We start from the raw sequence: 13,709 nt of genomic DNA, 5'->3' as shown, positions 1-13,709 counted from the left end.
GTTCGAATCTTAACGAGTCGATTAAGACACCCGCAGCAATTGGGCTCTTATCAATGCCTGGAAACGCCGAGCAGGAAGGTTGATTCTGATGAGAAACTGGATTTCGCTGCAGGCCGATTTCGGCGATCTTCAATACCGCAAGAACGTCTATGTCTTCGCCCTGAAGATGGCTTTTCTCGCCGTTATTCTCTCGGGAGTCATTATCGCATTGACGATGCCGTCGCTTGATCTTCTCGGGCTCCTGCCGGTGACGCTCGCCCATGCAATCGGCTTCAGCGCGATCTTTTCGTGGCTGATCGGCGGTACCGTTTCCGGCATGCTGTCGCTGTTTGCCGGCTTTGCCATGCGCGACCTCGCGCTCTCGCGGGCGGAGTTCGAAAAACTCAGCCGCACGGATACGCTTTCCGGACTGCTCAACCGGCGCGCTTTTACCGAGGCGCTTGAGAATGCCGATGGCAACGCGTCCCTGGTGATTTTTGACGTCGACCGTTTCAAGACGATCAATGACCGCTTCGGCCATGGGTGTGGCGATGCCGTTATCATTGCCGTTTCGGCCATGCTCACATCCGCCTTCGATGAGATGTCCGTCGTCGCACGGCTGGGTGGGGAGGAGTTCGGCGTCATCGTCTCCGGGGAGCCGCTGGAGGCGCGCATGGAGCGCATCGAAGGTGTCCGGGCTCGGATCGCCGGCGGCGCCATCAAGGCCGAGGGGCACGATATCCGCATCACCGTTTCCGGCGGCGTTGCCGATCTGGTCGCCGGGCGCAACAAGCAGGCGGTCTATGCCTCCGCCGACCGGGCGCTCTATCTCGCCAAGGCGCTCGGGCGCAATCGCGTCGTACACGAACGGGAAGGTCTGCATCACGCCTGGCACGGGCTCGTCGATAACGGCGTCGATGGCGAGAACAGAGGACCGGAGAGCGACGATGTGATGCAGGCTTACGGAATATAAAAGCCAGGTCTGGAGCATGATGCCGAAAAGTGTTTGCTGTTTTCGGACGACATCATGCTCTATTTTTTGATTTAGACAAAAGGCCATTGGTGCTTGCATCGGGAAGAGCTATTTTGCATGGTCGTCCTCTCAGCAAAACGGACATGTCATGCAGCGCGTCACTTCCTATCTTCCCGCCGGAACCCCTTCCTCCCACCCGATCGCCCAGGTCAAGCTGCCGCATGATCTGCGCCATCTGCGCCGCAAGCTGCTGCATCTGGAAAATGGCGAGATGGTCATGCTCGATCTCAAGGATCCGGTGCTTTTCGCCAATGGCGACCTTTTGGTGCGCGACGACGGCGAACTGATCGAGATCCTCGCTGCCGACGAGCAGCTCTTCGAGGTTCGCGGACGCGACCGCACGCATCTGGTAGAGCTCGCCTGGCATCTCGGCAACCGGCATCTTGCCGCACAGATCGAGGAAGACCGAATCGTCATCCTCCGCGACCATGTCATCCGCACCATGCTGCAGGGCCTCGGCGCCGTCGTCCTCGAGATCGACGAGCCATTCCAGCCGGCGCGGGGCGCCTATCATTCCCAAGGCGGGCATTCGCATGGGCATGATCACGATCACAATCATGACCACGGGCATGATCACGGCCATGACCATGATCACGAACATGGCTACGAGCACGAGCATGAACACCGCCACGATCGCGGTCATGATCATGACCACAAGCACGACTGAGCCTTGATGACCGGGGATCGCGAGTTGCAGGCATTGCTGCGCCTGACGGCATGGCTCTCGCCGGCCTTTCCGATCGGCGGCTTTGCCTATTCGGGTGGGCTGGAGCGGGCGGTGGTCGACGGGCTTGTTACGGATGCGGCCTCGCTTTCGGCCTGGACCGGCACGCTGATCGGCAATGGTTCGGTCTGGAACGATGCGGTGCTTCTGGCTGAAAGTCACAAGCACCAAGCGGAAGCCGTGCGCCTTGCCGAGATCGCCGCGCTCGCCGAGGCGCTTGCCGGATCACGCGAGCGCCATCAGGAAACGATGTTGCTCGGTGAGGCTTTTCTCGCAGCGGCGCGGGCCTGGCCGGACGGGGTGTTCGAGCGGCTACCCGACAAGGTCGCTTATCCCATTGCGGTCGGAGCGGTGACGGGCGCCCATGGCATAGAACCCGAGAAGGCGCTCGCCGCCTTTCTGCATGCCTATGTCTCACAAGCGGTTTCATCCGGTATCCGCCTCAGTGTCGCCGGGCAAAGGGATGGCGTTACCGTGCTTGCCGGTCTGGAAGACCGTATCGCGGAGGTTGCCCGGCGGGCGGCAGCCTCGACGCTCGACGATCTGGGTTCGGCGACGGTGCAGGCCGATATTGCCAGCCTGCGCCACGAGACGCAGGCGACGCGGCTGTTCCGTTCGTGATTGTCCGAAATTATCGCTGGGGCGAGAGCGATTCCAGCAAAAGTGCGCAGCGGTTTTGCGTCGGGAATTACGTGAAAACCAAGAGATAGAGCGCTTCCGTGATTCGAAGAAAAACAGGCGCTCTAAGTCATTTGACGGTGGCGCGGGCGGGCGGCTTCGTTATCATCGAGGTTCGATTGGAGTAAGGCATATGAAATCAAGAAACGGACCTTTGCGTGTCGGCATCGGCGGGCCGGTCGGCTCGGGCAAGACGGCGCTGACCGAAAAGCTCTGCAAGGCGATGCGCGACGACTATTCCGTCGCCGTCGTCACCAACGATATCTACACGACAGAGGATGCAGAGGCGCTGGTGCGCATGCAAGCATTGACTTCGGACCGCATCGTCGGGGTCGAAACGGGCGGCTGCCCGCATACCGCCATCCGCGAGGATGCGACGATCAATTTGCAGGCGATTGCCGGCCTCAACCAGCGGATCCCCGATCTCGACGTCGTCTTCATCGAATCCGGCGGTGACAATCTGGCGGCGACCTTTTCGCCCGATCTTGCCGATATCACCATCTATGTCATCTCGGTTTGCCAGGGCGAGGAAATCCCGCGCAAGGGGGGCCCCGGCATCACCCGATCGGACCTGCTTGTCATCAACAAAAAGGATCTGGCGCCCTATGTCGGCGCTGATCTCGAGGTCATGGACCGGGATGCGACGCGCATGCGTGCGAGCCGCCCCTTCGTCTTCTCCGACATGAAGCGCGGCGACGGCGTCAGTTCGATCGTCAGCTTCCTCAGGGAGCAGGGCGGGCTCTAAAGCGGGATGATTTTGGCGGTCAGACCTGCCGCAGCAGGTTGACGTCGCTGATGGCGATCGCCCGGCCGCGCACCGTGACACCTTTCGTCTTCAGCGTCGAGAAGGCGCGCGAAAGCGCCTCCGGCGCGAGACCGAGCTTGCGGGCGAGCAGATTTTTCGGAAAGGGCAGCCGCAGCGAAGCGGTCGCACCGTTCTCAACGCAATGGGTCAGCAGATAGTGCGCCACGCGCTGCGGCGCCGTCTGCATGCGGTCGCTTGCCAGGCATTCCATCGTCGAGATCAGATGCAGTGACAGGCTGCGCATGATCGCCTTGCCGATCCGCGGCCGTTCCTCGAGCAACAGACGAACCTTGGGAATGTGGAAGCATGCCAGCACGGCATGATCTATCGCCTGCGCGCCGGTGCGATAGGTTTCGTCGGCGTGGATCAGGCATTCGGCGAAGCTGTCGCCGGGCTCGCAGATGCGGATATCGGCCTGCCTGCCGTCGCCGTTGCGACGATAGAGCCTGACGTAACCGCTGAGCACACAATAGAAATAGGTGGCCTTGTCGCCCTCCTCGAAGAGAACGTCGTGCGGGTCGCAGAGGAGAACGGTGCCGCAGGCGCGCAGGGCTTGGGCCTCGTTGTGGTCGAGCCCGGCCATGAAGGCGGCCTTGGTGAGCACAGCGGTCTCATGGCCGTTGAATGTCAGCGTTCTGTTCATCTCCCGGTCTCCTGATCTGGCCGGTCTTTTCAATTCCTTATGCTGCCGGGCAAAATACGGGAGGGAGACGGCGACGGAATTGATTTTGGTCAACCGTCAGACATGACCAAAAAAATGAAACGGGCCGGGAGATCGCTCCCGGCCCGTTCATTTCCTGGGTTTGCTTATTCCGCCGCGAAGGGCGGCAGGCGCAGCACGTTGGTGTCGTTGCCTTTGGCGCTCTTGCGTTTGCCTTCCGGCTTTTCGATTGCGGTCAGGCGCTCCTCCAGCGAGTCGATCTCGCTGCGGTTCTCCCGGGTGACACGGGTGAGATCCTCGCGCGACAGCGGCAGCTCCTCCTCGTCCTTCCTGCCGACCAGGCGACCGAAAGCCCAACCAAGCAGGCGGGACAGATCGTCCATGATCAGGAAGAAGGACGGCACGACGACGAGCGAGAGCACAGTCGAGACGATGATGCCGCCGATCACCGCGATCGCCATCGGCGCGCGGAACGAGCCGCCTTCGCCGACACCGAGCGCGGAAGGCAGCATGCCCGCCGACATGGCGATCGAGGTCATGATGATCGGCCGGGCGCGTTTGCGGCCGGCTTCGACCATGGCCTCGACGCGAGGCATGCCCTGATGGCGCATCTCGATTGCGAAATCGACGAGCAGGATGGCGTTCTTGGTGACGACACCCATCAGCATCAGGATGCCGATCATGACAGGCATCGACAGCGGATTGCTGGTGAGGATCAGGCCGGCTGCGACGCCGCCAATGGCGAGCGGCAGCGAGAACAGGATGGTGAAGGGCTGGATCACGTCCTTGAAGAGCAGGATCAGCACGGTCAGCACCAGCAGCAGGCCCATCAACATGGCGTTGACGAAACTCTGCTGCATCTCGCTCTGCACCTTGGTGTCGCCGCTTTCGGCAAGGTGCACCGTGGCCGGGATATTGGCGTCATTGACGATCTGACGGAAGCGGGCCGAAGCCGTGTCGAGTGCTACGCCCTGCGGCAGGTCGGAACCGATCGAGACGACGCGGTAGCGGTTGTTGCGCTTGATCGAGCTTACGCCTTCCGAATAGTCGATATTGGCGACGCTCGCGAGCGGAACGGTGCCGCCGCTGGCGGTCTGGATCTTCAATGTCCGGATGGCCGCGAGATCGCGACGCATGTCGAGTGCGGCCTGAACGCGGATCGGGATCTGGCGATCGTCGAGCGAGATCTTGGCAAGGGCGGCATCGACATCGCCGATGGTGGCGACGCGGATCGTCTCGGAGATCTGCTGCGGCGTAATGCCGAGGCGGGCCGCCTCATCCATGCGCGGGTGAACCTGCAGTTCCGGGCGGGGAAGGGAGCCGTCGGCGCTGACATTGGCAAGCAACGGATCGGCGCGCAGCTTGGATTCCAGAATGCCGACAGCGTCGTTCAGGTCCTTGTCGTTCTTGGAAAGGAAGTTGAAGGAGAGGTCGCGTTCGCCGCGGTCATTGAGCTTCAGGATCCGGACGTCGGGAATATCGCGCAGCTTGGCGAAGACTTCCTTTTCGATATCCCACTGCGGGCGTTCTCGGCCGTGGACCTCCACCTTCGGCAGTTTCGGGCCAATGACGGGGATACGGCCGATCACGTCGTTGACCATCTTCTTGACCAGCGATTGGTCGAGCTTATCGAGTGCCAGCGTGATGGTCGCACGGCGCAGTTCGAGATCGCCCTTCGGCGATGCGCCACCGAGGACGAAGACGCTATCGACGCCGTTGATGTCCTTGACCCTGTCATAGATCGCATCCGTCGTCTTCTCGGTGTCGTCAAGGCGTGCATTGGGCGGCAGCTCGACGGAAAGAACGATGCGTGAGGCATCTTCCGGCGGCAGGAAGCTGCCGGGAACCTGCATCAGCAACAAAACGGAGCCGACCAGAAAAGCGAACGCGACAATCAGCGTCGCGTAACGCGTGTACCAGCGTCCAGTCGTGCCACGTATGAGACGGGTGTAGCCGCGCATCAGCAGGCCGTCATTGTCGTGATGGTCTTCCATGGCGTCTTCGGCGCGCATCAGATAGGCGGCCATCATCGGGGTGATCAGGCGCGCCACCATCAGCGAGAAGAAGACAGAGAAGGCGACGGTCAGACCGAACTGGATGAAGTACTGGCCCGGAATGCCCGGCATGAAGGAAACGGGCACGAAAACGGCGATGATGGTGAAGGTGGTGGCGATGACGGCAAGGCCGATTTCATCAGCCGCCTCGATCGCCGCTCGATAGGGCGTCTTGCCCATCTTGATGTGGCGGGCGATGTTTTCGATTTCGACGATCGCATCGTCGACAAGGATACCGGTGGCGAGCGTCAGAGCGAGGAAGCTGACGAGGTTCAGTGAGAAACCCATCATGTCCATGATCCAGAAGGTCGGGATCGCGGACAAGGGTAGGGCGATTGCCGAAATCAGCGTCGCGCGCCAGTTCCTCAGGAACAGGAAGACGACGATGACGGCGAGCAGCGCGCCTTCGAGGAGCGTATGGATGGCGGCTTCGTAGTTGCCGTAGGTGAAATAGACCGAATCGTCGATCAGTTCGATCTTCACATTCGGATTTTCGGTCCGCACCTTGTCGAGGTTCTGCGCCACGGTTTCGGCGACGCTGACCTCGCTGGCGCCCTTGGAGCGGAAAACGCCGAAGGTAACGACTGGCGTATCGTTGAAGCGCGAGAAGGATTTCGGCTCCTCATAGGTGTCCTTGATGACGCCGAGATCGGATAGTTTGACGAAGCGGCCGTTCGGCAGGCCGATCGTCGTGTTGGCGAGGTCGGCGACGTTGCGGGCGTCGCCGAGAACACGGATCGCCTGTTCGCTTCCCGCCACTTGGCCGCGGCCTGAGCCGAGGTCGATGTTGGTGCCGCGCAGCTGCTGGTTCACGCTCGCGGCGGTGATGCCGTAGGCATTGAGCTTGTCAGGGGTAAGTTCGATGCGCACTTCGCGCTCGGCGCCGCCGTAACGGTCGACACGGCCGATGCCGGCCTGGCCCTGCAGCGAACGCTTGATCGTATCGTCGACGAACCACGAAAGTTCTTCCAGCGACATGGCAGGCGAGGAAACGGCGAAGGTCTGGATCGCCTGTCCCTCGACATCGACCTTGGAGACGATTGGTGCTTCGGCCGTAGTCGGCAGATCGCTGCGGATGCGGTCGATTGCATCCTTGGTGTCCTGCACGGCCTGTTCGGTCGGCACTTCCATCCGGAACATGACGACGGTCTGCGAGCTGCCGTCGGTCACCGTCGACTGGATTTCGTCGATGCCGGTGATGGAGGCCACCGCGTCTTCGATCTCCTTCGTCACCTGCATTTCGAGCTCGGCCGGCGAAGCGCCGCTCTGCGTCACGTTGATCGAAACGAGCGGCACGTCGATGTTCGGAAAGCGCGTGATCGGCAGCGCGTTGAAGGACTGCATGCCGATGAACACCAGCAGGCAGAAGGCCAGCAGTGGTGCAATGGGATTTCGGATGGACCAGGCTGAAAAATTCATCGGATGGTCTCTTTAGTTGGAAGCCGGGGGCTGTTCACGCACCGGCGTGATGTGGTCGCCGTCGCGGACGTAAGCGCCCGCCTTGGCCACGACCTCGTCGCCGGTCTTCAATCCATCGATGACCTCGACATAGGCGCCGTCCTGAATGCCGGTCTCTATCTTGGCGAATTTCACCACGCCGTCCTCGACCTTGCGGGCGGAGGAGCCTTCGTTGCCGGTGAGTACTGCGGTCAGGGGAAGCGCTACGCCTTCAGTCTCGCGCACGATGATCTCGGCGCTGCCATACATGCCTGAACGCGCCTTGCTGTCGTCATCGATGGAGATATGGACGAGGCCAAGGCGGGTGACCGGATCAACGGTCGGCGAAACCAGGCGTACGGCGCCGGAAAGCTTCTCACGGCTGCCGGACAGCGAAATCGTCGCCTTTTGGCCGGCCATGATCCTGACGACATCGCTTTCGGCGACCTCAGCGACAAGCTCGATATCGCCGTCGCGGATGATGGTGAACAGCGGATCGCCGTTGCCGGCGGCAATGGCGCCGACCTTGGCGTTCTTCGCCGAGACCGTGCCGGCGACCGGCGTCTTTACATCGGTGCGCGCCAGCTTCAAATCTGCATCGGCGATCTGGCTGTCGAAGACCTTGAGATCCGCTTCGGAAACCTCGATCGCCTGTTCGGCGGAGACGACGCGGGCATTGGCTGCGGCGGCAGTCGCATCGGCCTGTTCGACCTGGGCGGTGGAAACCGTGCCCTTCTTGACCATTTCCTGGGCGCGGGCCTGCTGCTGCCTTGCCTGTTCGGCATTGGCCTGCGCCTCGATGAGCTGGGCGCGCAGCTGGGCGAGGCTTGCCTCGCCCTTGGCCTTCGTCGCCATCATCTGGCTCTTTTCCAGGACCACTGCGTCATCGTTGAGCGTCGCCAGCGTGCTCTCGGCCTGAACCTTGTCGCCGATATCGGCTTTCAACGTGCGGATAGAGAGGCCCTCGACCTGAGGCTGGATATAGACTTCCTCGACGGGCTTGACCGTTCCGGTGCCGATGACACGGTCGACGAGGGTGCGGCTCACCGCCGTGGTGACGACGATCGCCGGCAGGTTCTGCTGCGGTTTTGCGACCGGCGTTTCCTGCGAAAATGCGGTGGATGCAGCAAGTGCCGCTGCAAAAAGAGTAGAGGCGCCTAGAATTCCAATCGGCTTGCGTGCCATGCGTCGTCGTCCAATCTTATGATAAGGTTGGCCGAACTCGAGCGTCTGCCACTCAGCGCGCGATCAGGCCACTGCCCTTCCTGCATTCTCAGAGGTATCCGCCGATCCTTTGCCGTCTTCATCCCTCGCCGGCAAATTCGGCTTGTAGGTGGTATCGATTTGCTCGATCTACAAGTCCGGCAGAAAACAATTCCCCTTTAGGCAATAATAATTACCATTCCGACGTCAATCAATCACCGCAAGGTTATGTCAACATTACGAAGATTGATCGCGCTCATCCCTAAGACGTTTGACGCCCGATAAATGCGACAGTTGCAAGGCATTTTTTTCGGTTGCTGGATGCAGATGATTTAGGCCGACTGACTGGAAATCTGAATCAGCATCTAAATCAAATAGATAGAGAATGTCGTCCGAATACCGCGGACAGTTTTTGGCATCATGCTCTAGAAAAAGACGAAACGCGCGGGAAATCTCCCGCGCGTTTCGCTTCGCAATCCTGCCGAAACTACTTGGAAGCGGCGTCGGTGATATCATGCGTCCAGGCGCCCGACGGCTCCTTGCTGATGATCTTCTGGTCGAGCAGCGCCTTTGCCGTGCGAGCATAAAGCGCCTCGTCCAGCTTGCCGGAGCTGTCGCCGACCAGCTTGGCGACTTCGCCCATCATGCGCTTCTGATGGTTGTCGTCCTGGCCGCCATTGTCCATGACGATCTCGGCGGCTTCGTCGGGATTCTCGGTGGCATATTTCCAGCCCTTCATCGAAGCGCGGACGAACTTGACCATCTTCTCCTTGAAGGCCGGGTCTTTCAGCTTGTCTTCCATCGCATAGAGGCCGTCTTCGAGAAGGTCGTTGCCCATTTCCGTGTAGTTGAAGACCGTCAGTTCTTCCGGCTTGAAGCCGGCATCGATCGCCTGCCAGTATTCGTTATAGGTCATGACAGAGATGCAGTCGGCCTGCTTCTGGACAAGCGGCTGCACATCGAAGCTCTGCTTCAACACGGTGACGCCGTTCGGACCGCCTTCTGTGGATAGGCCGAGCTTGTTCATCCAGGCGAAGAAGGGATACTCGTTGCCGAAGAACCAGACGCCGAGCGTGTGGCCCTTGAAGTCGGCTTCGGTCTTGATCGGGCCGTCCTTGCGGCAGACCATTTCCAGGCCCGCTTTCTGGTAGGGCTGGGCGATGTTGACGAGCGGAACGCCCTTTTCGCGGGCAACCAGGGCGCCACCCATCCAGTCGACGATGACATCGGCGCCGCCGCCGGCGATCACCTGCTCGGGGGCGATATCGGGGCCGCCCGGCTTGATCTCGACGTCGAGGCCTTCTTCCTTATAGAAGCCCTTCTCCTTGGCGACGTAATAACCGCCGAACTGGCTCTGCGTGACCCATTTCAGCTGCAGCACCACCTTGTCGGCGGCCATCGCATGGGCCGATGCAAGCGACATCGCGCTCGCCATCATTGCAACCATCAACTTTCTCATTTTCTTATCCTTACCCTCTGAAGTTATGCCCGGACCCGTTTCTGGAGCCCGCGCGCGCCTAGCCACCACGGATAGACGGATGCCAGAACGTCACCGCCCGTTCGGTCAGGGCGATGATGCCATAGAAGATCGAGCCGGCCAGCGCCGCGACGGCGATTTCCGCCCAGACCATGTCGACATTCATGCGGCCGATCTCGGTGGAGATACGGAAGCCCATGCCGACGATCGGCGTCCCGAAGAATTCCGCAACGATGGCACCAATCAGCGCCAGCGTCGAGTTGATCTTCAGTGCATTGAAAATGAAGGGCATTGCCGCGGGAAGCCTGAGTTTCAGCAGCGTCTGCCAATAGCCGGAGGCATAGGTGCGCATCAGGTCGCGCTCCATGCTGCCGGAGGCGGCAAGGCCGGCGACGGTATTCACCAGCATCGGGAAGAAGGTCATGATGATGACGACGGCGGCCTTCGACGGCCAGTCGAAGCCGAACCACATGACCATGACAGGGGCGACGCCGATGATTGGCAGGGCCGAAACCATGTTGCCGATCGGCAGAAGGCCGCGGCGCAGGAAGGCGATGCGGTCGGCGAGCACCGCGACGACGAAGCCACTGAGGCAGCCGACGGTATAACCGATCAGCACCGCCTTGAAGATCGTCTGCCTGACGTCCGCGCCGAGGATGGGCAGCGACGCCATGAACCGCGCGCCGATGGCGCTCGGCGGCGGCAGCAGGATGAAGGGGACGCCAGCGCCGCGCGTGACCGCTTCCCAGAGAATGAGGATCCAGGCGCCGAAGATCGCCGGGATCAGGAGCTGGAGTACCGACTTGCCGAAAGTCGTGACGGGCTGCAGTTTCGACAGTTCGCTGACGCATCGCCAGGCAAGCAGCCAGCAGGCAAAGAGCAGCAGGAAGAAAGCCCGCGTCGCCGTGCCCTCGTTGCCGGAAAGAGCCGAAAGCAGCATCCAGGCGGCGCCATGCGCGCCGATAAACAGCACGGTGGCCCGATAGGCCGGCGGCTGCGGTGCGAATGACAGCAGGGCAGCCGCGATGACGATGGTGAAAATGAGGCTTGCCGTGCCGTCGGTGAGGGCGCGCGCCGCGCCCTCGGCCAGGAGCGGCAGGGCCGTCAGCGCCCCGACGCAGAGGAGGAGGGCGACCACACCTTGCCAGGAGAAGGTCAGATGTCTCATGCCGGCCTCCCGCCCATGGCGCGATCGACGATCTTCGCCGCAACGCCGACGATCGCAACCAGGATGCCCGCCAGCAGCGATCCGGCGACGAGGGCGGCCCAGATATCGATAGTCTGGCTGTAATAGGAGCCGGCGAGTAGCTTCGAGCCGATGCCGGCGACAGCACCCGTCGGCAGCTCGCCGACGATGGCGCCGACAAGGCTGGCTGCGATCGCGACCTTCATCGAGGTGAAGAGGAAAGGGATCGAGGCTGGAACGCGCAGCTTCCAGAACGTCTGCATCGGGCTGGCATAATAGGTGCGCATCAGGTCGAGATGCATGATTTCGGGCGAACGCAGCCCCTTCACCATGCCGACGGCGACCGGAAAGAAGGAGAGGTAGGTGGAGATCAGCGCCTTGGAGACGAGGCGGGAGGCGTCGGAATCGAGGTTCAACAGATGCGCAACGGCATTGTCGCCGGTCAGTACGTTGTAGGAGATGATGACGATCATCGGCGCGATGGCGAGGATCGGTATGGTCTGGCTCGCCACCAGCCAGGGCATCAGCGAGCGGTCCATGGCGCGGTTGTGGACGATCAGCACGGCGAGGAGGATGCCGAGCAGCATACCGAAGCCGAAGCCGAGCAGGGTGGAGGAGAGCGTTACCCAGCTGTGATAGACGAGGCTGCGATTGCTCGAAAGGCTGCGCAGAAAGGTGTTCTCGTAGACGTTCTGCGCCACCTGATGCGGCGCCGGCAAAATCGGCTTCGGCTGCGCCAGCGTCTTGCCGATGAATTCGAAGGTCGTAGGTGTAACGCCGGCGCGGCCGTCCATGTCGCGCTGGAACGGCGCGTTCATCAGGATGGCGGCGATATACCAGATGACGACGAGGGCGAGCAGGATTGTGGTGACGGGGACGATCTTGTCCTTGAAGGTGTCGGGTATCACTGCGACTGCCCCCATTTGTTGGCGTCGAACGCGCGGCAACCCCCCTCTGCCCTGCCGGGCATCTCCCCCACAAGGGGGGAGATCGGCAGGAGGATAGCGCCTCGCTCCCAGTTGGCTCTATAGCGAACGGAACGGCGATGCTTGTTTGGGGAAGCCGGCGCGGCATATCGATCTCCCCCCTTGTGGGAGAGATGCCCGGCAGGGCAGAGGGGGGTGCTCCCAGGGTGCACGCTCCCGCTCCTCATGCGTGCCCCGTCCTCAGCCCGTCGCGGACGCGATGGGCGATTTCCAGGAACTCGGGGGTTTCGCGGATGTCGAGCGGGCGTTCGGCCGGCAGGGTCGAGTCGATCACATCGGTCACGCGGCCCGGGCGCGGAGACATGACCACGATCTTGGTCGAGAGGTAGACTGCCTCGGGGATGGAATGGGTGACGAAGCAGATCGTCTTGTTGGTGCGGGTCCAGAGTTTCAGCAGTTCTTCGTTCAGATGGTCGCGGACGATCTCGTCCAAGGCGCCGAAGGGCTCATCCATCAGCAGCAGGTCGGCGTCGAAGGCGAGCGCACGGGCGATCGAGGCGCGCTGCTGCATGCCGCCGGAAAGCTGCCAGGGGAATTTCTTCTCGAAGCCCGAAAGACTGACCAGATCGAGCGCTTCGGCGATGCGCCGCGTCCGGTCGGCGCCGGAATAGCCCATGATCTCCAGCGGCAGGGCGATGTTGTTTTCGATGGTGCGCCAGGGATAGAGCGCCGGCGCCTGGAAGACATAACCGTAGGCGCGGGCCTTGCGAGCCCCTTCCGGTGTCATGCCGTTGATCGAGATCTCGCCAGACGTGCTCTTCTCGAGATCGGCGATGACACGCAGGAACGTGGTCTTGCCGCAGCCCGACGGGCCGATGAAAGAGACGAAATCGCCCTTGCGGACATCGAGATTGACATTGCTCAGTGCACGCACCGGGCCGTCATTGGCCTGGTAGGTGAGACAGAGATCCTTGGCGGATACGACGGAGGGTGTTTGCATCAATGCGACCAGTCTTGTTTTCGCCGCGGGAAAGCGGTTTGCGTGCTATCATTACCGCCGGTTTTATCGACGACACATTCCATGGAGGATGAGGATGGACGTGACATCAAAGCCCACCTGCCACATCGTTCGCCCCAATCATGCCTATGACGGCAAGCAGGGGCTCAGCTATTTCCAAGGGGTCGCGGCCGAGACGGTCGGCGCCAAGGGCATCTGCATGCACCTCCTGACGATCCCGCCGGGCGTACGCGCCAAGGCGCATCTGCACGAGGCGCACGAGACGGCGATCTACATGCTCTCCGGCGAGGCCCACACATGGTACGGAGATCGGCTCGAGCATCACGTCATCGTCCATGCCGGCGAACTTTTCTATATCCCGGCCGGCGTGCCGCACTTGCCGGCAAACCTCAGCAGCACGCCGTGCACGGCGATCATCGCCCGCACCGATCCGAACGAGCAGGAAAGCGTCGTGCTTCTGCCGGAGTTGGACGCTTTGGTGCCGGCGTGAGGTCATTGGCATAGAGGCAGCGGTCTCCGGTTGATGGC

The 13,709-nt window shown here is 61.5% G+C and carries 12 protein-coding genes; 5 read left to right on the top strand and 7 right to left on the bottom strand.

Annotated features, from left to right (window positions below; translation table 11 throughout):
• Window positions 1–88 precede the first annotated feature (88 nt).
• The 4 genes from HX898_RS15960 (at window position 89) to ureG (ending at window position 3,159) form a co-directional block, all read left to right on the top strand.
• On the top strand, window positions 89–952 hold the full coding sequence (locus HX898_RS15960) for a GGDEF domain-containing protein (protein WP_180195071.1): 864 nt from the start codon (window positions 89–91) through the stop codon (window positions 950–952).
• A gap of 148 nt (window positions 953–1,100) precedes the next feature.
• Window positions 1,101–1,679: an urease accessory protein UreE gene (ureE, locus tag HX898_RS15955; RefSeq protein WP_180195070.1), complete on the top strand. Its 579-nt coding sequence runs from the start codon at window positions 1,101–1,103 to the stop codon at window positions 1,677–1,679.
• A 6-nt stretch (window positions 1,680–1,685) separates the two neighbouring features.
• Window positions 1,686–2,357 (top strand): urease accessory protein UreF, encoded by a 672-nt coding sequence (locus tag HX898_RS15950; protein WP_180195069.1) that lies wholly within the window; start codon window positions 1,686–1,688, stop codon window positions 2,355–2,357.
• A 190-nt stretch (window positions 2,358–2,547) separates the two neighbouring features.
• Window positions 2,548–3,159, top strand: a complete 612-nt coding sequence (ureG, locus tag HX898_RS15945; RefSeq protein ID WP_003542294.1) for an urease accessory protein UreG — start codon at window positions 2,548–2,550, stop codon at window positions 3,157–3,159.
• Between the two features lie 19 nt (window positions 3,160–3,178).
• On the opposite strand, the gene HX898_RS15940 is transcribed toward ureG, so the two are convergent.
• The 7 genes from HX898_RS15940 to HX898_RS15910 all read right to left on the bottom strand — a co-directional run bounded on the left by HX898_RS15940 (window position 3,179) and on the right by HX898_RS15910 (window position 13,163).
• Window positions 3,179–3,862 (bottom strand): Crp/Fnr family transcriptional regulator, encoded by a 684-nt coding sequence (locus HX898_RS15940; RefSeq protein WP_180195068.1) that lies wholly within the window; start codon window positions 3,860–3,862, stop codon window positions 3,179–3,181.
• A 164-nt stretch (window positions 3,863–4,026) separates the two neighbouring features.
• A complete protein-coding gene (locus HX898_RS15935; protein WP_012758677.1) occupies window positions 4,027–7,353 on the bottom strand; it encodes an efflux RND transporter permease subunit in 3,327 nt (1,108 codons plus the stop codon).
• Window positions 7,354–7,365: 12 nt separating this feature from the next.
• On the bottom strand, window positions 7,366–8,556 hold the full coding sequence (locus HX898_RS15930; protein WP_138330215.1) for an efflux RND transporter periplasmic adaptor subunit: 1,191 nt from the start codon (window positions 8,554–8,556) through the stop codon (window positions 7,366–7,368).
• A 505-nt stretch (window positions 8,557–9,061) separates the two neighbouring features.
• Window positions 9,062–10,033 carry an ABC transporter substrate-binding protein gene (locus tag HX898_RS15925; RefSeq protein WP_138330217.1) on the bottom strand — a complete coding sequence of 324 codons (972 nt, stop codon included), beginning with the start codon at window positions 10,031–10,033 and terminating at the stop codon, window positions 9,062–9,064.
• Between the two features lie 58 nt (window positions 10,034–10,091).
• The gene (locus HX898_RS15920; RefSeq protein WP_138330218.1) at window positions 10,092–11,219 is read right to left on the bottom strand and encodes an ABC transporter permease; all 1,128 of its coding nucleotides are present in this window, start codon (window positions 11,217–11,219) and stop codon (window positions 10,092–10,094) included.
• Window positions 11,216–12,145, bottom strand: coding sequence for an ABC transporter permease (locus HX898_RS15915; RefSeq protein WP_138330670.1), 930 nt, complete (start codon window positions 12,143–12,145; stop codon window positions 11,216–11,218). Before HX898_RS15915 ends, HX898_RS15920 begins: the two co-directional genes overlap by 4 nt.
• 241 nt (window positions 12,146–12,386) lie before the next feature.
• Entirely contained in the window at window positions 12,387–13,163 is a 777-nt protein-coding gene (locus HX898_RS15910) for an ABC transporter ATP-binding protein (RefSeq protein ID WP_138330220.1), read from the bottom strand.
• Between the two features lie 94 nt (window positions 13,164–13,257).
• On the opposite strand from HX898_RS15910, the gene HX898_RS15905 reads away from it, so the two are divergent.
• Window positions 13,258–13,671, top strand: coding sequence for a cupin domain-containing protein (locus HX898_RS15905; protein ID WP_003542280.1), 414 nt, complete (start codon window positions 13,258–13,260; stop codon window positions 13,669–13,671).
• The last annotated feature ends 38 nt before the right edge of the window (window positions 13,672–13,709 follow it).

The sequence above is a fragment of the Rhizobium sp. WYCCWR 11128 genome (assembly GCF_013416305.1).
GTDB lineage: Bacteria > Pseudomonadota > Alphaproteobacteria > Rhizobiales > Rhizobiaceae > Rhizobium > Rhizobium indicum.
Note: the sequence above shows the minus strand (reverse complement) of the source record. Positions and strands in the feature narration are given on the sequence as shown.

Excerpts from the sequence above, each read along its gene's own strand:
- ureE (WP_180195070.1), top strand. The coding sequence starts at position 1,101 with ATGCAGCGCGTCACTTCCTATCTTCCCGCCGGAACCCCTTCCTCCCAC.
- HX898_RS15920 (WP_138330218.1), bottom strand. The coding sequence starts at position 11,219 with ATGAGACATCTGACCTTCTCCTGGCAAGGTGTGGTCGCCCTCCTCCTC.
- HX898_RS15910 (WP_138330220.1), bottom strand. The coding sequence starts at position 13,163 with ATGCAAACACCCTCCGTCGTATCCGCCAAGGATCTCTGTCTCACCTAC.
- ureG (WP_003542294.1), top strand. The coding sequence starts at position 2,548 with ATGAAATCAAGAAACGGACCTTTGCGTGTCGGCATCGGCGGGCCGGTC.
- HX898_RS15925 (WP_138330217.1), bottom strand. The coding sequence starts at position 10,033 with ATGAGAAAGTTGATGGTTGCAATGATGGCGAGCGCGATGTCGCTTGCA.
- HX898_RS15960 (WP_180195071.1), top strand. The coding sequence starts at position 89 with ATGAGAAACTGGATTTCGCTGCAGGCCGATTTCGGCGATCTTCAATAC.
- HX898_RS15950 (WP_180195069.1), top strand. The coding sequence starts at position 1,686 with ATGACCGGGGATCGCGAGTTGCAGGCATTGCTGCGCCTGACGGCATGG.
- HX898_RS15905 (WP_003542280.1), top strand. The coding sequence starts at position 13,258 with ATGGACGTGACATCAAAGCCCACCTGCCACATCGTTCGCCCCAATCAT.
- HX898_RS15940 (WP_180195068.1), bottom strand. The coding sequence starts at position 3,862 with ATGAACAGAACGCTGACATTCAACGGCCATGAGACCGCTGTGCTCACC.
- HX898_RS15930 (WP_138330215.1), bottom strand. The coding sequence starts at position 8,556 with ATGGCACGCAAGCCGATTGGAATTCTAGGCGCCTCTACTCTTTTTGCA.
- HX898_RS15935 (WP_012758677.1), bottom strand. The coding sequence starts at position 7,353 with ATGAATTTTTCAGCCTGGTCCATCCGAAATCCCATTGCACCACTGCTG.